Raw genomic sequence first — 20,764 nt, 5'->3', positions numbered from 1 at the left:
CTGCCCAGGATTTCTCACGTCGCGCAGGTTCTGATGCTGTGTGCGCACCGTCGCGGCACGGACGCCGGATGTGCCGCTGATACCATCTTTTACGGTTACCTGCAATCAAAAAGGTAGTGCTAGCCCTACCCCGAAAGGAGGGTAGCCCCACTGCTTTCCGCTGTGATTTCGGTGAGGCTTGGAGTGTCCAGCTTGGCTTCCCGGAAGGACCGTCTCCCATGCCGCACCCACTGCCTGCGCCGGCCACCCAGGGCACGAAGTGGAGCCCACACCGCATCGTCAGACAAGGTGTCGTGCCGGCGGCGGTGCTGGTGGTGGTCCTCGGCGTCTGCTGTGCAGCCAGCGTCCTGCTGGAGTGGCTGGGACGGCTCGTCAGGACCGGGGCAGAGCTGGCGATCACCGCGCTCAACGGCTGGGGGGACGGCCTCACGTCCCTGATGATCGCCGAACCGGCGCCGCTGGGCTCACTGACGCTGCGCGGGGTGCAGGTCCTGGCACTGCTGGGCATCCTCGGCACCATCCCGGCCACCCTCGACCTGGTGCGGGCCATCCGCACCCGCGCTGGCGCCCGGAGCATCATCGGCTCGGCACTCCTGCTCATCGCCCTCGGGGGCATCGCCTGGGCGACCCTCAGCTTCCACGTCCTCACCCCTGGCACCGGCTCCTGACCCCGGGGCGAAACAGCAGTCCAGACCAGGAATTTTGAGACAGCCTGACCCGCAAAACGGTAGCATTTTAACCTACAAATCGGTAGCATTTCAGCCACGGAGCGAACGAAAAGCCTTGTCAACAAGGACTTGGACGAGCTACTTCCCGAGCTGACAGCCATCGTCCTAAACGGGTCAATTATGGGCACAACCGAGACCTCAATGCGTCGAGGGCCGCGGGAACCGCTTGGTCGGTATCGAGGTGAAACTCTCGGCATCCGTGTCAGGCAAGGACGTGCGCCACCTGCTCTGGCTGCGTGACCAGCTCGGCGACCAGGTCCGGGATCTCGTCGTCATCACCACCGGCCCGACGGCTTACCGGCGCAACGACGGGATCGCCGTGGTTCCCCTGGCTCTACTGGGCCTGTGAGGTCGAACGACACGGCTGGCGTGGTGGCGAGGAGACGGTCTGTCGGCGAAGCCTCTCGACTGCGGCACCGGGTTTCATCGCCAGCTGCCCGCGCAGGGGTGCTGGCATCAGGGAAAAGTAGGGTTATCCCCACCTGATTTGGGGGTTAACCCCAATGCTTTCCGTCACGGTTCCCGAAAGGCTTGGAGAGTCCGTCTCGGCCTCCGGAAGGAAACCTCCCATGTCACAACCGCTCCCTGCGACCGCCCAGGGCGGGTGGAACGCGCACCACATCATCAGGCGAGCCGTCGCGTTGCTGGCGGTGCTGATGGTCGCGGTCCTCAGCGCCTGCTCCTCCCCCCCCCCAGCGCCCTGGACCACACATTGCAGAGCCTGAGGGACAGCACCAACTCACAGCAGAGGACGTCAACACCTGGCTGGACGGGAAACTCCCCGATGCCTTGAACCGGGGCGAGATCCCAGGGGCGGTCGTCACGGTGGTGCATGACGGCCAGATCCTCACGACGAGAAGCTACGGATACGCCAAGACCGGGGCCGACGGCGAGGAGCCGCGCCTGGTGGATGCCGACGCCCTCTTCCGCGTCGGCTCGGTGTCGAAGCTGCCCACCAGCATCGCCGTCATGCAGCTCGTCGAACAGGGCAAGCTCAATCTGGACGCCGACATCAGCACCTACGTCGACGTCAACATCCAACGCCGCTTCCCCGGCGATATCACCCTGCGGAATCTCCTGACCCACACCGCCGGATTCGAGGAGCATGTTGGAATCGCAACACAAGACTCCGAACTGGAGTCATACATTCTGCAGGATCCGCCGACGCAGATCTATGCGCCCGGCACCACCCCCGCCTACTCCAACTACGGCATGTCCCTGGCCGGATACATCGTCCAGCAGGTCAGCGGCGAGAGGTTCGAGGACTACATCCGCGACCACGTCTTCGCCCCCGCGGGTATGGACTCCTCCACCTACGAGCAGCCGCTACCGGCGCACCTCACCGACCGGATGGCCAACGGATACCAGTCCAATGGCAGCACAGCGCATCCCTTTGAGATCATGGCCGACTCCCCGGACGGGGCGATGACCACCTCCGGAGCCGACGCGGGACGGTTCATGCTCGCCCTGCTGGGCCAGTCCCAGGGCAGCCCCCTGCTGCAGGAGAGCACCTGGCAGCAGATGTTCAGCCCAGCGCTCACCACAGACCAGCTCGGCACCCTCGCGAAGGGCAAGCAGATGGGGCTCGGCTTCTTCGACGAGAACCGCAACGGCCATCAAATCGTCGGCCACGGCGGCGACCTCAGCAGCCACTTCCACGCCGACCTGGAGGTCTACCCGGGCGACGGGAACGGCATCTTCATCGCCGTCAATGGAAGCGGCAAGGACATGGCCGTAGCGCTGCGCAGCGATCTCATGCGAGACTTCTCCGACCGCTACCATCCCGGCACCGCGCCCACCCCCGGAGAGAAGCCCACCGTCGACGAGTCCCGGCAGCACGCGCAGCAGGTGGCCGGTACCTATTTCTCAGCCCGGACCTTCCTCACCACCTTTTTCAGCGTCATGAATGCGCTGCCCCCGGGCTGGGGCACTCTGACGTCCCTCGGCAACGGGAACCTGCTGCTCGGGCGGGGAGGATCCGTGACTGAGTATGAGGAGATCGCGCCCTGGGTGTGGCGTGCGGTTGATGGCTCCAACACCATCACTGCTCAGGTGGAGAACGGCACAGTCGTGCGCATCGGAGCGACGCCCGCCTTCAGCATGCTCCCCGTCACCCCGGCCCAGAAGGCCTTCCTGCCGGTGATGGTCATCGCGACAGCAGTGCTGGTGCTGTTCCTGGTCGCCTGGCCGGCTGGGGCCATCCGGCGCTGGCAGGCGAAACGCAAGGGCGAGACTGCACCCAGCGTCCCCCTGACCTGGCCAGCGCGACTCGCTCGGATCGGGGCAGGACTGACACTCGCGGCAATCGCTGCCTGGGTCGTCGCCGCCATGTCGCTGATGAGCAACGCGACATCGGTGGCTCCACTGGCGCTGCACGGAATCCAGGCCGTGACGCTGCTGGGTATCTTCGGCACCGTCCCCGCCGCCATCGACCTGGTGCAGGCCATCCGCACCCGCGCCGGCATCCGCCGCATCATCGCCGCGTCGCTCCTGCTGGTCGCGCTCGGGGCGGTGACCTGGATGGTCCTCAGCTTCCACATCCTCAACCCCGACGTCACCTTCTGACCACCTGCCGCGCACCCCGTCGCAGGTCGGCTCTCCAGCACGAGCCGCCCGCAGCGGGGTGCGTCATCAACGCCCGCAGGAGGACGGAAACAAGCCGGCCCACCCGACTATGTGCAGCGCAGAAACCCGGCTATCTGCAGTGTAGGGCTGCGCCGGATGATCGTTGACGCCGTTCGACAAGGAGCTTTACTCCCTGCCGAGATGACCCGGATTCCAGCGGCTCAACCGCTCTCCACAGCGTCGCCTGTCCGGTCGTATGGATAGCCACCCTGGCACCCGTCCTAAAAAATCTGATATCATTTTGACATCATCAGGAAGGATTCGACATGACCACCAACGTTCCGCTTCCCTCCACCCCGGATGTCGACGTGCATGAGCGCCGCGCCTGGACCATGCCCGCTCCCGTCGGCCTGCTGGGAATCGTCGCGGCCGCCGGATTGATCGCCCTGGGCGTCCAGCAGTCCATCATCGAGAACCTACCCCTGGGGCCGATCCTCATCGGGATCGGCGCCCTTGCGCTGGCCGTCCTCGCCTCCGGGTTGTGCATGCTCAGCCCTGGCGACGCGAAGGTGCTGGAGTTCTTCGGCTCCTACATCGGCACCATCCGCAAGCCCGGCCTGTGGTTCGTGAAGCCTTTCAGCGTGAAAAAGAAGATCTCGGTGAAGGTCCGCAACTTCGAGACCCACGAACTGAAGGTCAACGACGCCGACGGCAACCCCATCAACATCGCCGCCATCGTCGTGTGGCAGGTCGCCGACACCGCGCAGGCGAAGTACGCCGTCGAGGACCACATCGACTTCGTGCGCGTCCAGTCCGAGGCGGCGCTGCGTCACATCGCGATGAGCCACCCCTACGACAACCAGGACACCGAGATCACGCTGCGCGGCGACACCGAGGTGATCGCCCAGGAGATGGCCAACGAGGTCGCCGAGCGGATCGCGCTGGCCGGCCTGCGAGTCGTCGAGACCCGGATCTCGTCGCTGGCCTACGCCTCCGAGATCGCCCAGGCGATGCTCCAGCGGCAGCAGGCCGCGGCCATCATCGCGGCCCGCGAGAAGATCGTCGAGGGCGCGGTCACCATGGTCCAGGACGCGCTCAACCAGCTGGAAGCCGCCGACGTCGTGGTCCTGGACGACGAGCGCCGCGCCGCCATGGTCTCCAACCTGCTGGTCGTGCTATGCGGCGACTCGCGGGCAACACCCATAGTCAACGCAGGATCGCTGTATCAGTGACCCCCACATCACCGGACCGGCCGGAGCGCAAACAGCTGCTGCTCCGGCTCGATCCATCCGTGCACTCGGCCCTGTCACGCTGGGCCGCCGACGACCTGAGGTCGGTCAACGCACAAATCGAATACCTCCTCCGCGACGCCCTAAAACGCGCCGGCCGGCTCCCCACCGAGGCCGCACCCATACGCCGCCCAGGCCGACCCCCAAAGTCGGGGGTAGCGACCTCACCAGGCATTCACTGCCAGGCCGGTGCCGGATCAGGGGGTCGTCAGCTGGCACTCGGCCACCGCAACCGCGAGTTGCACCCGGTTCCTGACCTGGAACTTCTCCAGCAGGGCCGAGACGTGGGTTTTGACCGTCGCCGACCCAATCCCCAGGCGGTCCGCGATCTCGCCGTTCACCAAGCCCTCCGCCACCAGGACCGCGACCTCACGTTCCCGCGTCGTCAAGGTGTCCGGGACCCGGCGCGACGGAGCCGCCATAGCGGTGGCCGCCACCAGCTGATCCAGCACCGCCGCGGAGAACGGACGCTCGCCGTCCGCGGCGTCGTGGACGGCCTCCAGGATCTGCTCCGAGGAGCTGTCCTTGAGGAGGAAACCGACCGCACCCGCCCGCAGGGCCGCGGACACGAGACGGTCAGTGTCGAAAGCCGTCAGCACCAAGACCCTCACGCCGGGCGCGAGCTCACTGATCCGCTCGCTGGCCCACACCCCGTCGCGGCCGGGCATGTGGAGGTCGAGCAGCACGATGTCGGGGCGGAGGCGACGAGCCGCGTCGAGGGCACCCTGCCCATCGGCGGCCTCACCCAGGACGGTCACGTCCGGGTCGCCCTCCAGGATCAGGCGCAGCGCGGAGCGGACGAGGGGCTGGTCGTCAGCAATGACAACACGGATGCAGTCAGTCATGGGCGAACTCCCTCCTGGCGGGAAGCTCCGCGCGGAGCGTGAACCGCCCCGCATCGCTGCCGAACAGCAGCTGGCCACCCAGCAGCCGCATCCGCTCCCGCAGGCCAGGCAAGCCCAGGCCCTGACCAGGCCGCGGGCGGGCGCGCCGGGCGGACGGGTTGACGCAGTCGACCACCAGCGTCGTCCCGGTCACGGTGAAGCTGAGCCCCGCCGACCCTCCAGAACCGTGCCGGCGAGCGTTGCTGAGCGCCTCCTCGACGGTGCGAAGAACCGCGTGACGACTGGCGACATCAGCCTCGTCGAACGCCCGCGCCCACTCCTGGCCGACATCGAGGTGGACGTCCAGCCCGGCGTCGCGCTGCCGCTGGACGGCGCGGGTGATGTCCTCCCAGGTGACGACGGCCTGGTCACCGGAGCCGTCGTCGTGGAGCACGTGGAGGATCTGGCGCAACTCGCGGCCCGCCTCGGCAGCCATGGTCCGAACGGTGTCGGCAGTGTCGGCGACCTGCTCGGCGTCGAGGTCGCGGCGGATGCCCAGGGCGGCAGCGTGGAGGGAGATGAGCGACAGGCGCTGGGCCAGAGAGTCGTGCATCTCACGCGAGAGGTGGGCCCGCTCCTGGGAACGCGCCTGCGCGACGCGGGCCTCAGCCAGCTCCTGCTGGTTCGTGAGCAGGACGCCGAGCAGCACCCCGGTGACGTTGTACACGACAGACGTCAATAGGTTTTGCAGCACTGTATGCCAATCCGTCCACCACTGGGGGGACTGGCCCACAACCAGTCCGAGCAGCGTCCCCGCGGCATGCACCCCGAGCGCGATGGGCAGAGCCCACAGCTTCAAGCGCATCCCGAGGAGCACCCCCGCCATGAACCCCGCCGGGAAGAACCCACCTGGAGACAGCACGCTGAGAAGCAGGCAGACCGCGGACAGCACCAGGCCACGCCGCCGGAAAGCGGGCAACAGCAGGAACTGCGCAATGACCGGGGCGGCCACATATACCCAGAGCAATAGGGCTTGCCACCATGCCTGTTCAACGTGAGGGGTTCGAAGGCCCACATCGGACAAGAACGGTATGAAAGACATGAAGGCCGCGGTCAGGGCCGCAGTGCAACCCCAGAGCATCCACAGGATGCGCTGCGTCGGGTCGGGGGAGTTCACGCGCTGGACTCTACCCACATTTCAGAAGCACGCATCCGCCATCTGGGGGAGCCCGGCGTCATTCCATCGGCGAGGCCTGGGTAGCAACCACGGCAGCAGTCCAGGCCCAGGAAGCCCAGCCACGGCCCTACTCAGGGTTCACCCCGTCCCTCGGCGGATTCCTGCTCCCCCGGATGGCTGATGTGCCCACCTGGGGAGCGACGTAGCGTCCGGGCCAACCGAAGGAGGATCATGTCCACGACCACACACAGATCCAAGACCAGACGCAGAATACGCAACTGGCTGCTCATCCCGCTGGGTAGCATCGTCGCGCTCGCCCTCATCGCGGGGGCGGTGCTCGTCGCCATCATCCGCGCGCCGCTGCCGAAGTACGACGGCGCGGTCACGCTCGCCGGGCCCGGCGACGAGATCACCGTGCGCCGCGACGCGCAGGGCGTCCCCCACATCTACGCCTCCAGCGACCACGACCTGTTCTTCGGGCAAGGCTATGTGCAGGCTCAGGAGCGCTTCTTCCAGATGGACCTGGGCCGCCACATGACCGCCGGACGGTTGTCCGAGCTGGTCGGTGAGGGAGGCAAGCAGTCGGACATCTCGATGCGCACCGTGGGCCTGCGGCGCGTCGCCGAGCAGGAGTGGGACCTGCTGTCCGACGAGGCCCGCGGCTTCTACCAGGCCTACGCCGACGGGGTCAACGCCTACCTCAAAGGGAAGGCCCCGTGGCAGGTGGCCAACGAATACGCGGTGATGGGACTGAGCCTGCCCATCGGCGACATCGAGCCGTGGAACGGCATCGACTCGCTGGCCGAGTTCAAGATGCTGAACTCGGGGCTCAGCACCGGCGGCAGTGAGGCGTGGCGTATGCAGTTGCTCTCGAAGCTGGGCAGCCCGGCCACGGTCGAGCAGCTGCTCCCGGCCCCCGACGAGGCCACCCACCGGCCGATCCTGCTCGACGACGGGGCCGGCAACCTGAGGCCCCGCTCCGACTACCCCGTCGCCGACCCGCTCCCGATGCCGACGCAGGAGGCCGAGGCCACCGACTGCCCCGAGCCCTCAGAGGGCTCCGCGCCAGCCGAGACCACCCCGGCCAGCCCCGCACCCACCACCCAGGCCAGCGCACTCGGGGGAGCCACCGAGGCGCTCCAGGAGGCGCAGCGGATCCTCGACGCCATTCCGTCGACCCTGGGCAAGGGCCCGGGCATCGGCTCCAACTCGTTCGCCGTCTCCGGCAGTCACACCGCATCGGGCAAGCCCATCATCGGCAATGACCCGCACCTGCAAATGAGCTACCCGTCGGTGTGGTCGCAGGTGGGGCTGCACTGCTCCGCCCTCGACGGCGACTGCACCTTCGACGTCGAGGGCTTCGCCTTCGCGGGACAGCCGGGCGTCGCCATCGGCCGCAATCCCCAGCTGACCTGGGCCTTCACCAACTTCATGGGCGATGTGTTCGACCTGGTGGTGGAGCAGAATGCCGGAAACGGCACCTACCGGCGCGATGGTAAGTGCCTGGCCTACAAGACCCGCACTGAAACGTTCAAGGTGGCGGGCGGTGAGCCGTTCGAGGTGGAGGTCCGCGAGTCCGTGCACGGCCCCATCGTCTCGGGCCTTTCTGCCCCACCATTCGCATCTGGTGACAATGAAAGCTTCAAGCAGCTGCCCGGGGTCTCGGGCGACTTCTCCGTCGCCGTCCAGTGGACGGCCCTGATGCCGAGCAAGAGCGGAGAAGGCATGTTCACACTCAATCGCGCCACCAATGCCGACGGAGCGGCCGCCGCGGCCGCGCTCCTAACGGAGCCGGCGCTGAGTCTCCTGTTCGCCACCGCCGACGGTGACATCGGCTACCAGGCACCTGGGAGGTATCCCATCAGGCCGGTCAAAGCCCCCGCTGACCAGCAGCGCACTGTCTCGCACGAGAGCGACAACCTAGGCGCCGACGGCCGCTGGCCCCGGCCCGGCTGGGACTCCAGCTACGACTGGCAGGGCTTCTACGCCCCGCAGGACATGCCCGCAGCGCTCAACCCGCCCGACGGGATCATCACCAGCGCCAATCAGCTGATCACCCCGGATGCCAGCGGCCCGTTCCTCGGAGTGCAGCTATATGTCCCTGGGTATCGGTCGCAGCAGATGTACGACGCCCTGGCCCGCATGGCCTCGGAGGGGCCGATCACGGTGGAGCAGGCATCGCAGACCATGCTGCTCGACCACTCCCCCCAGGCCGACCTACTGGCCCCGGCCCTGACGGGCGTGGAGCTGACCGAACCCAGGCTGAAAGAGCTCCAGCAGGTCCTCGCCGCCTGGTATGCCGACGGCGCCCACATGTCCACCGACTCACAGGGCGCCGCGATCATGGCGGCGCTGTACTCCCACCTCGCGCACGTCGCCCTCAGCGATGACCTGGGAAATCTGGCCTCCGCCGATCCTCCCCAGGCGCTGGGGAATCTGGTCGCCGACCCCCAGAACCCGCTGTGGGACGACAAAGCCACGCCTGAGGTGGAGGACGCGGCCGCAATCATGCGGCGCGCCTGGGCCGCAGCCGATGCCGACCTCACCGCTCAGATGGGCGAGGACCACACGACGTGGGCCTGGGGCAGGATCCATATGCAGAAACCCACCCACCAGGTGCTGGGTGGCGAGGGCCTGCCCGAAATCGTGCGGAACCACTTCAATGCGGCCCCACGCCCGGTCGGGGGCTCCCAGTACACCCCCAACGCCTCCTGGTTTGACACCACAGTCGGGGAGGACGGCCGGGTGGACTATTCCAAGATAGGCAGCGGCCCCTCGATGCGCATGACCGTCGACATGGCTGACATCGACAATGCCCGCTGGGTGATCTCGGCAGGAGCGTCGGGACATCCGTGGTCGTCGCACGTCAACGACCAGTTCGAGGCCTGGGCCGAGGGCCGGATGTTCGACTGGCCGTTCAGCCGCGAGGCCGTCGAGGCGGCCACGACCAACACCCTCAGGCTGCTCCCAGCCTGACCAGATCCGGGCGGGGCCTGGGATCCCAGGCCCCGCCCGACCCGTCCACACGCCGTCCCTGGCGGCAATCGCTAGTCGCCGTCGGGGACGAGCTCGCCCTGCTGGAAGTGGGTCACCAGGCGGGCGGTGTCCTTGAAGTCCTGCTCCACCTCCGGCGCGGGCCGCGAGGCCAGGCTGATCCCGACGGCGACCGCCAGGTTGATGACGAAGCCCGGCAGGATCTCGTAGAGGTCGAAGATGCCGCCGGACAGATTGCCCCAGACCGCGACGGCGATCGCCCCGGCGATCATCCCGGCCAGGGCACCGCCGGTGGTGAGCCGCCGCCAGTACAGGCTCAGCAGCACCACGGGACCGAAGGTGGCGCCGAACCCCGCCCAGGCGAAGGCCACCAGGTTGAGGATCGTGTCGTTGGCCTCCCACGCCATGGCCGCGGCGACCACGGAGACCAGCATCACCGCTCCCCGGCCCATCCAGATGCCGACGCCACGCCCGGTGTCCTTGCGGAAAACCTTGTACAGGTCCTCGACCAGCGCCGACGACGACACCAGCAGCTGCGACGAGATCGTCGACATGATCGCGGCCAGGATCGCAGCGATCATGAATCCGGCGATCAGCGGGTGGAAGAGCAGCTGCCCCAGCGCGATGAACACGGTCTCCGGGTTGTCGAGCTGCCCCTTGTCACGCCGGTAGGTCGCAATCCCGACCAGGGCGGTTCCCGCCGCCCCGAGACAGGACAGGATCATCCAGCCGATCCCGATCCGCCGTCCGGCGATCGCCTCCTGCGGCGTGCGCAACGCCATGAACCGCACGATGATGTGCGGCTGCCCAAAGTACCCGAGCCCCCAGGCCAGCGACGAGACCACTCCCGTGACCGTCGTCGCCGCACCCCACAGTACGAACGTATTGATATCGACCTCGTTGATGGTATCCAGCAGTGGGCCGATCCCACCCAAGTTGATGACGCCAACCAGGGGAACGAAGACCAGGGCCGCCACCATCATCAGTCCCTGGACGGTGTCAGTCCAGGCGACGGCCAGGAACCCGCCGAAGAGGGTGTAGAGCACGACGCTGCCCGCCACAATCAGCATCCCGAGGTGATAGTCCATGCCGAAGGAGGCCTCGAAGAATCGTCCCCCGGCCACCATGCCGCTGGAGACGTAGAAAGTGAAGAAAACAAGCGTGATGACCCCTGAGGTGATGCGCATCAGGTGCCGGGTGTCGTGCAGCCGGTTGCCGAAGAAGCTGGGAATCGTGATCGCATTGCCGGCCACCTCGCTGTAGGCCCGCAGCCGCGGCGCGACGAACCTCCAGTTGACCCAGGCACCAGCGGTCAGGCCGATGGCGATCCAGAGCTCGACCAGTCCGCTCAGGTACAGCGCACCGGGCAGACCCATCAGGAGCCAGCCCGACATGTCGGCCGCCCCGGCTGACAGAGCGGTGGCGAACGGACCCAGGTCCCGGCCCGCGAGCATGTAGTCGTCGAAGTCCTTGGTCCGGCGGTAAGCCCAGAACCCGATCAGGAGCATGAACACGAAATAGGTGCTCATGGCTATGGCTTGGTAGGTCTGTGAATCCATGGCGCCTCCTTAAAAATAAGTCAGCAACCTACCCGGACTCTGGGTCAAATACAGGCCGTCCCAAAAAATAGACAGTCCAGCCCACGCCCCGGTACGTAGCAACACGTGGCTGGCCTGCCAGCCAGGATCTGCTACCTACCAGAGCGTGGGCTGCCCTTTTACGACGTGTTTACGACGTGGCCCGCCCGCCGCCGGACTCCTCCGGGGCCACGGTGTCATGCCACACAACCACGGACCACGGCTGCACCCACACCACACCCTCCAGGAGGATCCCGGTGCCCTCCGGCCAGAAGTTGCTGGCGGGCTCCGCCCAGACTCCCGTGTCGACGAGGCGACGCCACACCCTGCCATCAGCGGGCGTCGGCACAGTGAATCCGACCTCCGCGTCAGCCATGTTCACCATCATCAGGAAGTTGTCACCAGGTGAGTTGATGTAGACGCTGAGCGCCCGGTCACCGTCCTGCAGGTCACCCTCCATGGACGGGGTGTAGAACAGGTAGGAGACGTCCTGGTCATCAGGCACCAGGTCACCGTAGTACTTCTGCTGCAGTGACTCGTGCCGCTGCCGCAGTTTCGCCAGGAACGTGGTGAACCTGAACAGCCCGTTGACCAGCGGCTCCGTCTCGAAAACCCCAAGGTTGTCGTGGTATGCGGCGTCCGTGGCGTCGGGCGCGACCGCCACCTGCTGGGGCGCATTCGTGGGGATCATGGCGTAGTTGTTCCACATCGCCACTGAGTCGATCGCCCACGGGTTGTTGTTGCCGTTCTGGGTGCGGCCGAACTCGTCGCCCGCCACGAACATCGGCACCCCGCGCGAGAACAGCAGGATGGTCAGGAAGTTGCGGACCCGCTGCCGGCGCAGCTCCTGCGACCCTCCGGAGTCCCACGACATGTTGTCGTCCGACCCGCCGTCGGAGGGCCCGAACGGGTAGGGCTGGTCGTTGTTCTTCTGCTGGTAGCTGACCAGGTCGGCCATGTTGAAGCCGTCATGGGCGTCGATGAAATTGATGGTCTTCTGGGGTCCACCGTTGTCGGCGAAGTGGCTGTGATCGCCATTGACGACGTCCAGGAACTCCAGGACGTTGCCGTCGCCCTTGGCGAACCTGCGGACCGCGTCGCGGTAGCGCCCATTCCACTCCCCCCAGCCGTGCGGGAAGTTGCCGACCTCATAGCCCCACAGATCCCAGGCCTCGGCAATGACCTCGATGTGCTGCTCGTCGGCGAACCTGGCGATGTCGGCCAGCAGCGGATGGTCGGTGAAGAAGCGCCGCTGGTTGTCCCAGTCCTCGCGGTCGGCCTCGTTCGGTTTGCGGCCCAGGACGGTGGCCAGGTCGAACCGGAAGCCGTCCGCCCCCATCTCGGACGTCCAGTGCCGCAGCGAGTCCAGCACCAGCCGCTGGGCCATGGGTGAGGAGTAGTTGAGCTGGTTGGAGGTGCCCGTCGCGCCGTCGACCAGCGCATGTGACGACGTCATCACGTAGTACTCCGCGGCCGCGAACCCGCCGAGGGAGGTGAAGCCGACGGTGTTCGGGTCGCCATTCCAGTTGCCGCCCTCCGCGGTGTGGTTGTAGACGACGTCCAGGTAGATCTCCAGCCCGGCGGCGTGAAAAGCCGCCACCATCTGCTGGAACTCCCTGGTCGGCCCGCCCAGCGACTTGTCATAGGCGTACTTGCGGTTGGGGGCGAAGAACGACAGCGTCATGTAGCCCCACGAGTTCGTGTGTCCCTCGCGCGACGACTCGGACTGGTTGGTCTCGTGGATGGGCAGCAGCTCCAGAGTCGTGATGCCGAGCGCCTTGAGATAGGGAGCCATCATGCCGACGCCCTTGTAGGTGCCGAGGTACTCCTCGGGAATGTTCACCACGTCCTCGAAGCCCGGCTCCCTGCTGAGCAGCGTGCCGAGGCCGACGATCGACGGATGCCCGACGAGCTGGGACACCGAGGCCTCGTAGATGGCGGCCTTCTCCCCCGGCAACCTCGGCTTGGTGAATGCCGGGCTGGTGGGACGCAGGATGACGCCCTTGGGTGCGATGCGGCCCGTGTCGACCTGCCGCCGCGGCACCCCCCGGTAGTCGTCACCACCGGTCCCGAAGGCCCCGCCGTCGAGGCCAGTCTCCAGGATCGCGTCGGAGTAGACGTTGTGGGTGATCTCCAGGGCGTAGGGGTCGAAGAGCACCTTGTTGGGGTTGAAGCGGTTGCCGCGCTCGTCGATGTCGGTGACGAAGCCGACGGAGCTGCCGGGCACCCAGACGGGATCCCAGGACCAGTTTGGGCCCCAGGCCCGGAAGCCGTAGAGGTCGAACTCGAAGACTCCGCTGATATGGGCGCGCCACACCCCGTCGGCTCCCTTCGTCATCGGATAGGAGGCGGCGGAGTCGGCGCCGAGGGCATTGGGGAAGAACTCAAGCTGCACCCTGGTGGCGTCGGGGGCGTACACCGCAAAGGTGGCACCGTCATCGGTGAGATGCGCACCGAGCGGCCACTCGGCGCGCCCCCAGATCTCAGGCTGCACAGGAGCCATACAGGAAACATCCATGTGAGACATCATTACACGGGACAACGACAGATTCCCCTAGCCAGGGCAAATTTAGCCAGGTCGAGTCAGGGAGTCGGACCTCACTACGGTCGTTCCCCAACAACCTCGACGACGGAGATAATTTTGCAGGATCCCGCCGATAGGGATCAGGGGACTCGCAGCGCCCAGGCCCCATCCCTGACCTGAAGATCACCGGCGGCCGCAACTCTCCGCTGCACCCCCTTGACAGATGCCTTGTCAGCGCGGAACCTGGATGCCATTCGCCTGACCGCCAACCCACCACCGGCATCTCTCATGACACCCAGGACCGCTAAAGTTGTACATGCATTTCTGTAGAAAGGTCTGCACGCAATGAGTGACCAGTACCCGCCCGGGCCCCAGCAGCCGGGATACCAGCCTGGGCAGCCAGGCTATCAGCCTCAACAGGGCGACCCCACAGCTTCCACCCCGTACGGCAACGCGCAGCCCTACGGCCAGCCGACACCCCCACCCGCCAGTCAGCAGCCGGGCCAGCCCTACGGCCAGCCAGCGCCGGGGTACGGTCAGCAGCCGGGCCAGCCGTACGGCCAGCCAGCGCCAGGGTACGGCCAGAACCCGTACATGTACAACAACCAGCAGCAGGGCGTACGTCCTGGAGCCGCAACCGGCGCCTCCGTGGTCGGAATCATCGACGGCAGCCTCGGGATCCTCGCAGGCATCATAGGCTTCGCAGGCGTCTCTGCCCTTCAGAGCCTCGGCGAAACCCTTCGCGTCGGCAACTCGATCGGACTAGCAATCACCCTCGGCTACATCCAAGCGGCCGGCACTCTCATCACTGCCGTCGCTCTCCTGATCGGCGGCATCACGTTCCTCAGGGGCAACCGCTACAACGTGTTGCTTTATGCCGCCTTTGCCCAGGTCGCCCTGGTGCTGCTGAACATGGTGTACAGCCTGATGGCCAGTTCCGCTAGCACCAGCTATAACGGAAGCTGGATCATCGGCGTGGCCATCGGCTTGGGTCTGGCCGGCAGCATCATCTATCTGTTGTTCAAGCCTGAGTCGAAGAGCTGGCGGAAGTCGTAAGACCAGCACCTCTATCTCTTGGAATCGTTGGCCGTACCGGAAACTCCGGTGCGGCCAACGCCATCGATTCGAGGAGACCTACAAAGCCGCGCTGTAGGGGTCCCGGTTGACGCGCGGCGCAGTGGCCGTAGGAGCTACTACTCTTGCCGTTGTGTCTGACCGCCGTTTGATGTTCGTCCATGCCCATCCCGACGATGAGTCGTCGCAGTCCCCCGCCACGATGTCGCGCTACGTCGACGAGGGCGCACAGGTGACGCTGGTCACCTGCACCCTCGGAGAGCTGGGCGAGATCCTGGTTCCCGAGCTGGAGCACCTGAGCCCCAAGGAACTCGGCGCGCACCGCATCGGGGAGCTCACGCAGGCGATGGAGACCTTGGGGGTCACCGACCACGTCTGGCTGGGCGGGCAGGGCCGCTACCACGACTCGGGGATGGCCACCGACGACCAGGGCAACGTCATCCCTCGCGACGAGCTGCCGGAGGGCGCGTTCTGGGCCGCCGACCTGCTGGAGGCCGCCGACCATCTGGTCGCCCTGATCCGGGACCGCCGCCCCCAGGTGATCGCCACCTACGACCAGAACGGCAACTACGGCCATCCCGACCACATCCAGGCCCACCGCGTCACCATGTACGCATCCCAGCTGGCGGCAGTGCCGTCGTACCGCCCCGACCTGGGCGAGCCCTGGCAGGTCAGCCGGATCCTGTGGATCACCTACAACCCCATGGCGTGGGCCGCGGCCTTCGAGAAGGCGCAGGAAGTCGCTCCCGAGATGGTCGAGGGCTTCGATCCCGAGGCCATGCGACGACGCTTCAACATAGATCCGGAGCAGATCGCAGCTGTCATCGGCTTCGACGAACGGGCGGAACGCTGCGAGGCCGCCCTGGCCGCTTACCGCAGCCAGGTCGACCCGGAGAGCCCGTTCTGGAAGCTGGCTAGGCTCACCCGCAGCATCGACGGCTCAGGCGAGGCCTACCGGCTAGCCGCCGGGGTCCCCTTCCCCGGTGACGGCCCAGCCGACGACCTTTTCGCAGGCCTGGATGTCTGAGCCCACGAGCCGGGCTCAGCTGGCGTCAGGCAGCGTAACCCCGGTCAGTCGCTCAGCCTCGGTCCACAGGCGTTCGGCGACGGCATCGTCCTTGGCTCCGCGCGCGTATTTCGCCTTAGCCGGGACACCGACCACTCCCCACCGCGGGCCGTAGTAGCCGCCCTGGACGACGTCGCTCGCGGTGGCGGCATACAGCATCGGATCGGCCCCGGCCTCGGCGGAGTGCCGCGGGACCAACCACCTCGTGAGCCTCAGCGACATCTTCAGCGACGGGGTCAGCTCACCGCCCAGCTGGGGTCCGGTCTCGGCGAGGGCTGTGCTGGCATGACCGGGATGGGCGCCAGCTGAGAGCAGCCTCCAGCCGCGTTCCCGGGAGATCCGCGCCAGCTGCCGACTCAACAGCTGGTCGGCCAGCTTGGAGCTGGCATACGACCTGACGGGGTCGTAGGACTTCTCCCAGTTGAGGTCGTCGAAGTCGATCCGGCCCATCGAGGCCGTCCCGCTGGACATCGTGACCACGCGCGGCGCAGGCGCCGTGAGCAGCGCTGGCAGGAGCCGGAGAGTGAGGGCGAACGGCCCGAGGACGTTGCTGCCCAGCTGCAGCTCGAAGCCGTCGGCGGTCTCGTGCCGCACCGGCGGCGCCATCACGCCGGCATTGTTCAGCAACAGGTCGACCGGCTGGCCGTCTGCCAGCACCGAGTTAGCGAACTCCCGCACGCTGGCGAGGTCCGCCAGATCCACCCGCCGCACCTCGACGTCGGCATGCGGATGCTGGGCGCGGATCTCCCGCATCGCCTGCTCACCCTTGGCGACGGTGCGCACCGCCAGGATGACGCTGGCCCCTGCGCCCGCGAGCTTCCGCGCCGCCTCCTTCCCAGTGCCGCTGTTCGCGCCCGTCACGATCGCGCGCTTACCCCGCTGATCCGGAACCTGATAGGTCATACCCACTCCTTATAGACTGCCGGTCTGTTGACCCATTCGACAGTAACGAACCATTGGTCTCTTATCAAGGGAACGCCCGGATCTGTACTATCAGGGCGTGATCTTTCACAGAGCACGCACCCACGAGCAGCGCGATCAGCGGCGACAGGCAATCCTGGCGACCGCCGCGTCGATGCTTGCCGAGATGCCGGCGGCATCCATCAGCCTGAACGAGCTCAGCCGCCGCATCGGCCTGGCCAAGTCGAACGTATTGCGCTATTTCGACTCCCGCGAGGCGATCCTGCTGGAGCTTCTGGACGCCGAGCTCCAGGAATGGGTCGCTGTACTGCGCCAGCGTACCCAGCACCTCGGACACGGCACCGCCGATAACGGGGATCAGCTGGCGGAGCTGATCGCTGCCACCCTGGCCGAGCGGCCGGTGCTGTGCGACCTGGTCAGCGCCCAGGCCGCCGTCCTGGAGCGGAACATCTCAGCCAAGACCGCACTGCGTCACAAGCACGCCACCACCGAGTCAGCGACTGCGCTTACGAAGATCTTCTCGGATGCCGTCCCAGAGCTGACCGAGTCAAACGCCCAGCAGCTCGTCGTGGTGGTGCTGCTGACGGCCAGCACCGCCTGGCCGCTCAGCCAGCCGACCGAGGCGCTGCAGGCGGCCTACGACGCCGACCCGGCGATCGCGGCGACACATCTCACATTCAGCGAGATCCTGGCAGAGATCATCACCGTCCACATCTGTGGCCTGATCGCGCGCCGGCAGAGCTGAGAGGCCCCCTGAACAGCCTGGGAAAGTATTTTTTCAAAAAACTGATATCCTCCGCCTGAAGCTGGCCCACTGCGGTGGGCACGGGAACCCGGTGAGAATCCGGGACTGACGCGCAGCGGTGACGGTGACAAACCTGCGACTCAAGCCACTGGGGCACCCCGGGAAGGCCGTGGGCAAGGAGGATCCGGAGTCCGAAGACCGCAGCTTCACCTGTCGGTAACGAGCCTCGCGCACAGGCTCATGGACTTTGGGGAGACTCTTTGCCACGCCCGGAAACGGCGCGTGGGGTGACCAGGTACCTCACGCTGCCCCTCTGCCTCCTGGTGTTAGCGCTCACCGCGCTGAGCATCGTCTACTCCGTCACGATCGGGTCCGAGCCGCTACCCGGCGAGGCCGTGTGGGAGGCGATCACTGCCAGGCTCCAGGGAACCGTCAGCAGCACCCCGTACGTGGACCTCATCGTCTGGGAGGCACGGCTGCCACGCTCCCTGCTGGCCGTGGTGGTCGGCGCGGGACTGGGGATCGCGGGCTGCGGGATGCAAACGCTGGTGCGCAACCCCCTGGCCGACCCCTACCTGCTGGGCGTCTCCGCGGGCGCTTCCGTCGGCGCCACCGCCGTGATCACCTTCGGTGTCCTCTCCGGCTTCGGGATCTGGGCGATCTCGGTGGGCGCGATGCTGGGGTCGCTGGGGGCCGCGCTCGCCGTCTACCTGGTGACGATGGCCCAGGGCGGCCTCACCCCGATCCGGCTCGTCCTGTCAGGGGTGGTGCTGTCGGCTGCCTTCTCGGCTGTCGCCAGCTTCCTGGTCTACAAGGGCGACCCGCGCGCCACCCAGTCGGTCCTCTCCTGGCTGCTCGGCAGCGTCGCCGGAGCCGACTGGAACAAGATCCCGCTGCCCGTCATCGTCGTCCTGGTCTGCCTGGTTCTGTTCCTGCTGGGCAGCGGCTGGCTCGACGCCATGGCCCAGGGGCCGGACGCCGCCGCGTCGCTCGGCATCCCCGTCGGGGCGCTGCGGCAGGCTCTGTTCCTGCTGCTGGCGGTGCTGGTGGGGACGCTGGTCGCGGTCTCCGGCGGCATCGGCTTCGTCGGCCTGGTGATCCCCCACCTCGCCCGGATGATGGTGGGTGCGCTGCACCGCCGGGTGGTGCCGTTGTCGGCGGCCCTCGGCGGCCTGTTTCTGCTCTGGGTGGATGTGGCCTCCCGCGTCATCGTCGCGCCCGCCGAGGTGCCGATCGGCGTGGTGACCGGACTGGTCGGGGCCCCGGTGTTCTTCATCGTCATGGGTCGCCGCAGCTACGGATTCGGGGGTGCCGCATGACCACGCTCCGCGCTCAGGATCTGACCTGCACCATCGGGCAGCGGGTGATCGTCTCCGGCATCAACCTCGATCTCACACCTCACACCATGACCGCCATCGTCGGCGTGAACGGCGTGGGGAAGTCAACCCTGATGCGGGTGCTGGCGGGCATCCGCCGTCCCGCAGCGGGCCGCGTCCTGGTGGGCGGCAAGGACCTGGCGACGCTAGGTCCCAGGCAGCGGGCACGCCAGCTGGCCTTCGTCGCCCAGGAGGAGTCAGCCCCCGAGGACCTGACCCTGGCGGAGATGGTGGCCCTCGGCCGGCTGCCGCACATGCTGCCGTGGCAGGCTGGCGGCGCCGATGAGCGCCGGGTCGTCGGCGAGTCCCTGGAGATGGTGGGGCTGTCTGCCCTGGCCTCGCGCAAATGCAGCAACCTCTCCGGTGGCGAGCGCCGACGTGCGATGCTCGCCAAGGGACTGGCGCAGGGCACTGAGCTGCTGCTGCTCGACGAGCCCACCAACCATCTCGACGTGCACCACCAGCTTCACCTGCTGCAGACCATGCGCGACACGAAGCGCACCATCCTGGCCTCAATCCACGACCTCGACCTGGCCATGGGCTGGTTCGACCGGATCGTGATGCTCGCCAACGGCCAGGTTCACGCCTCCGGGACACCCGAAGAGGTCATGACCGCCTTGAACCTGGAGACCACGTTCAAGGTACGCGCCCGCCAGATCCCGGCGGACGACGACGGGGTCGCGCACCTCGTCATAGACGGCCTCGTGCCAACCACTGCAACCGAAACCAAAGAGAGACCAGAGGAAACCACATGATCAACCGCAGCACCCGGGCAGTCACCTGGCTTGCCCTGCCGCTCATCGTGCTCAGCGCCTGCTCCTCCCCCAGCTCCTCGCCGTCCAACGGGGCGAGCGGGTCCGCCGGCTCCGCGTCCGGCGCAGTCACCGTGAAGAACTGCGGCGAGGACCTCACCCTGAAAAGCCAGGCGAAGAAGATGTACGTCAACGATGGCAACATCGTCGCGCTGGCCCTGGCCGCGGGAGCGTCCAAGGAGATCACGGCGGTCAGCAGCGTGGAACGCGACCTGCCGATCCTGCAGGCCAAGTACGGCGCTGAGGTCGTCAATGGCCTGAACAAGGTGAGCGACAAGTACCCCACCCTGGAGTCGATTATCGCGGCCACCCCCGACCTCATGGTCGCGGGCTGGAACTACGGCTTCTCGGAGGAGAAGAACCTGACCCCGCAGACCCTGTCCGACAAGGGCATCCCCTCCTACCTGCTGACCGAGTCCTGCCGCCAGCCGGGCACCACCAAGCGCGGCATCGTCGACCCGTGGGAGGCGGTCCGCACCGACATCAGCAACCTCGGCACCATCACCGGGCACAGCGACGTCGCCAAGGGGGTTGTCGACGACATGGACACCCGCCTGACGGCGGTGCAGAACGCACCGAAGCCGGAGAAGAAGCCGGTGGTGTTCCTGTTCGACTCCGCCAGCGACACGGTCTTCACCAGCGGCTCCTACGGGGCGCCGAACGCGATCATCGAGGCCGCCGGCGGCACCAACGCCACCGCCGACGTCGAGGACACCTGGACCAAGGTCAGCTGGGAGCGAGTGGCCACCGCCAATCCCGACATCATCGCGTTCGTGGACTACCCGCCGCAGACCTACCAGGAGAAGATCGACGTCCTGAAGTCGAACGCGCTCACCAAGGACCTCGCCGCGGTCAAGGAGGAACGGTTCATCAACCTGCCCTACGCCATGTGGACGGAGAGCCCACTGAACATCGACGCCGCCGAGTACCTGCGCAAGTCCTTCGAGAAGCACGGCCTGGCCCCTACCTCTGACGTCACGACGCATCTTGAGATGCCCGCTGACCTGGCAGGCAGGGACAAGCTGTCCTGAGCAATCCCCGACGGGGCCCGGTGTCGAATGCGCCGGGCCCCGTCCCTTTTGCTGGCCTTAT

General features: G+C 66.9%; 16 protein-coding genes and 1 riboswitch. Of the genes, 11 read left to right on the top strand and 5 right to left on the bottom strand.

Annotation, left to right across the window (positions count from 1 at the left end; all coding sequences use genetic code 11):
* The first annotated feature begins 218 nt into the window (after positions 1 to 218).
* From SK1NUM_RS01225 to SK1NUM_RS01210, 4 genes are all read left to right on the top strand, one after another.
* Complete coding sequence (locus SK1NUM_RS01225; RefSeq protein WP_212324304.1) at positions 219 to 668, top strand: hypothetical protein; 450 nt, start codon at positions 219 to 221, stop codon at positions 666 to 668.
* Between the two features lie 259 nt (positions 669 to 927).
* Complete coding sequence (locus SK1NUM_RS01220) at positions 928 to 1,077, top strand: hypothetical protein (protein ID WP_212324302.1); 150 nt, start codon at positions 928 to 930, stop codon at positions 1,075 to 1,077.
* Between the two features lie 440 nt (positions 1,078 to 1,517).
* Positions 1,518 to 3,293, top strand: a complete 1,776-nt coding sequence (locus SK1NUM_RS01215; protein WP_212324300.1) for a serine hydrolase domain-containing protein — start codon at positions 1,518 to 1,520, stop codon at positions 3,291 to 3,293.
* A gap of 326 nt (positions 3,294 to 3,619) precedes the next feature.
* Positions 3,620 to 4,525: an SPFH domain-containing protein gene (locus SK1NUM_RS01210; protein ID WP_212324298.1), complete on the top strand. Its 906-nt coding sequence runs from the start codon at positions 3,620 to 3,622 to the stop codon at positions 4,523 to 4,525.
* 254 nt (positions 4,526 to 4,779) lie between these two features.
* On the opposite strand, the gene SK1NUM_RS01205 is transcribed toward SK1NUM_RS01210, so the two are convergent.
* The gene (locus SK1NUM_RS01205; protein ID WP_212324294.1) at positions 4,780 to 5,427 is read right to left on the bottom strand and encodes a response regulator; all 648 of its coding nucleotides are present in this window, start codon (positions 5,425 to 5,427) and stop codon (positions 4,780 to 4,782) included.
* Positions 5,420 to 6,583 (bottom strand): sensor histidine kinase, encoded by a 1,164-nt coding sequence (locus SK1NUM_RS01200; protein WP_212324292.1) that lies wholly within the window; start codon positions 6,581 to 6,583, stop codon positions 5,420 to 5,422. Before SK1NUM_RS01200 ends, SK1NUM_RS01205 begins: the two co-directional genes overlap by 8 nt.
* Positions 6,584 to 6,814: 231 nt before the next feature.
* On the opposite strand from SK1NUM_RS01200, the gene SK1NUM_RS01195 reads away from it, so the two are divergent.
* Positions 6,815 to 9,559, top strand: a complete 2,745-nt coding sequence (locus tag SK1NUM_RS01195; protein WP_212324290.1) for a penicillin acylase family protein — start codon at positions 6,815 to 6,817, stop codon at positions 9,557 to 9,559.
* A gap of 71 nt (positions 9,560 to 9,630) precedes the next feature.
* On the opposite strand, the gene putP is transcribed toward SK1NUM_RS01195, so the two are convergent.
* The gene (gene putP / locus SK1NUM_RS01190; RefSeq protein ID WP_212324288.1) at positions 9,631 to 11,136 is read right to left on the bottom strand and encodes a sodium/proline symporter PutP; all 1,506 of its coding nucleotides are present in this window, start codon (positions 11,134 to 11,136) and stop codon (positions 9,631 to 9,633) included.
* A 169-nt stretch (positions 11,137 to 11,305) separates the two neighbouring features.
* The gene (locus SK1NUM_RS01185) at positions 11,306 to 13,657 is read right to left on the bottom strand and encodes a glycogen debranching protein (protein ID WP_223927707.1); all 2,352 of its coding nucleotides are present in this window, start codon (positions 13,655 to 13,657) and stop codon (positions 11,306 to 11,308) included.
* A gap of 366 nt (positions 13,658 to 14,023) precedes the next feature.
* Between SK1NUM_RS01185 and SK1NUM_RS01180 the strand changes: the two genes are divergently transcribed.
* Both SK1NUM_RS01180 and mshB read left to right on the top strand, forming a co-directional pair.
* Positions 14,024 to 14,734 carry a VIT1/CCC1 transporter family protein gene (locus tag SK1NUM_RS01180; protein WP_212324278.1) on the top strand — a complete coding sequence of 237 codons (711 nt, stop codon included), beginning with the start codon at positions 14,024 to 14,026 and terminating at the stop codon, positions 14,732 to 14,734.
* Positions 14,735 to 14,885: 151 nt separating this feature from the next.
* Entirely contained in the window at positions 14,886 to 15,779 is an 894-nt protein-coding gene (mshB, locus tag SK1NUM_RS01175) for an N-acetyl-1-D-myo-inositol-2-amino-2-deoxy-alpha-D-glucopyranoside deacetylase (RefSeq protein WP_223927705.1), read from the top strand.
* 15 nt (positions 15,780 to 15,794) lie between these two features.
* Here mshB and SK1NUM_RS01170 read toward each other — a convergent pair whose 3' ends face one another.
* Positions 15,795 to 16,721: an SDR family oxidoreductase gene (locus SK1NUM_RS01170; protein WP_212324276.1), complete on the bottom strand. Its 927-nt coding sequence runs from the start codon at positions 16,719 to 16,721 to the stop codon at positions 15,795 to 15,797.
* A 97-nt stretch (positions 16,722 to 16,818) separates the two neighbouring features.
* Between SK1NUM_RS01170 and SK1NUM_RS01165 the strand changes: the two genes are divergently transcribed.
* The 4 genes from SK1NUM_RS01165 (at position 16,819) to SK1NUM_RS01150 (ending at position 20,703) form a co-directional block, all read left to right on the top strand.
* Positions 16,819 to 17,484 (top strand): TetR/AcrR family transcriptional regulator, encoded by a 666-nt coding sequence (locus tag SK1NUM_RS01165; protein ID WP_212324274.1) that lies wholly within the window; start codon positions 16,819 to 16,821, stop codon positions 17,482 to 17,484.
* A 43-nt stretch (positions 17,485 to 17,527) separates the two neighbouring features.
* Positions 17,528 to 17,705, top strand: a riboswitch (cobalamin riboswitch).
* A 66-nt stretch (positions 17,706 to 17,771) separates the two neighbouring features.
* Complete coding sequence (locus SK1NUM_RS01160; RefSeq protein WP_223927703.1) at positions 17,772 to 18,803, top strand: FecCD family ABC transporter permease; 1,032 nt, start codon at positions 17,772 to 17,774, stop codon at positions 18,801 to 18,803.
* Positions 18,800 to 19,615, top strand: coding sequence for an ABC transporter ATP-binding protein (locus SK1NUM_RS01155; protein ID WP_212324271.1), 816 nt, complete (start codon positions 18,800 to 18,802; stop codon positions 19,613 to 19,615). Before SK1NUM_RS01160 ends, SK1NUM_RS01155 begins: the two co-directional genes overlap by 4 nt.
* Positions 19,612 to 20,703 carry an ABC transporter substrate-binding protein gene (locus tag SK1NUM_RS01150; RefSeq protein WP_212324269.1) on the top strand — a complete coding sequence of 364 codons (1,092 nt, stop codon included), beginning with the start codon at positions 19,612 to 19,614 and terminating at the stop codon, positions 20,701 to 20,703. The genes SK1NUM_RS01155 and SK1NUM_RS01150 overlap by 4 nt, the downstream gene beginning before the upstream one ends.
* The last annotated feature ends 61 nt before the right edge of the window (positions 20,704 to 20,764 follow it).

Origin of the sequence: Arachnia rubra (assembly GCF_019973735.1) — a bacterium.
GTDB lineage: Bacteria > Actinomycetota > Actinomycetes > Propionibacteriales > Propionibacteriaceae > Arachnia > Arachnia rubra.
The sequence above is the reverse complement of the archived record's forward strand: the minus strand, read 5'-3'. Positions and strand labels throughout refer to the sequence as shown.

What these genes read in the sequence shown, in the direction of transcription:
- SK1NUM_RS01225 (WP_212324304.1), top strand. Translation starts at nt 219, where the DNA reads ATGCCGCACCCACTGCCTGCGCCGGCCACCCAGGGCACGAAGTGGAGC.
- SK1NUM_RS01180 (WP_212324278.1), top strand. Translation starts at nt 14,024, where the DNA reads ATGAGTGACCAGTACCCGCCCGGGCCCCAGCAGCCGGGATACCAGCCT.
- SK1NUM_RS01185 (WP_223927707.1), bottom strand. Translation starts at nt 13,657, where the DNA reads ATGGCTCCTGTGCAGCCTGAGATCTGGGGGCGCGCCGAGTGGCCGCTC.
- SK1NUM_RS01205 (WP_212324294.1), bottom strand. Translation starts at nt 5,427, where the DNA reads ATGACTGACTGCATCCGTGTTGTCATTGCTGACGACCAGCCCCTCGTC.
- SK1NUM_RS01150 (WP_212324269.1), top strand. Translation starts at nt 19,612, where the DNA reads ATGATCAACCGCAGCACCCGGGCAGTCACCTGGCTTGCCCTGCCGCTC.
- SK1NUM_RS01210 (WP_212324298.1), top strand. Translation starts at nt 3,620, where the DNA reads ATGACCACCAACGTTCCGCTTCCCTCCACCCCGGATGTCGACGTGCAT.
- SK1NUM_RS01155 (WP_212324271.1), top strand. Translation starts at nt 18,800, where the DNA reads ATGACCACGCTCCGCGCTCAGGATCTGACCTGCACCATCGGGCAGCGG.
- putP (WP_212324288.1), bottom strand. Translation starts at nt 11,136, where the DNA reads ATGGATTCACAGACCTACCAAGCCATAGCCATGAGCACCTATTTCGTG.
- SK1NUM_RS01170 (WP_212324276.1), bottom strand. Translation starts at nt 16,721, where the DNA reads ATGACCTATCAGGTTCCGGATCAGCGGGGTAAGCGCGCGATCGTGACG.
- SK1NUM_RS01195 (WP_212324290.1), top strand. Translation starts at nt 6,815, where the DNA reads ATGTCCACGACCACACACAGATCCAAGACCAGACGCAGAATACGCAAC.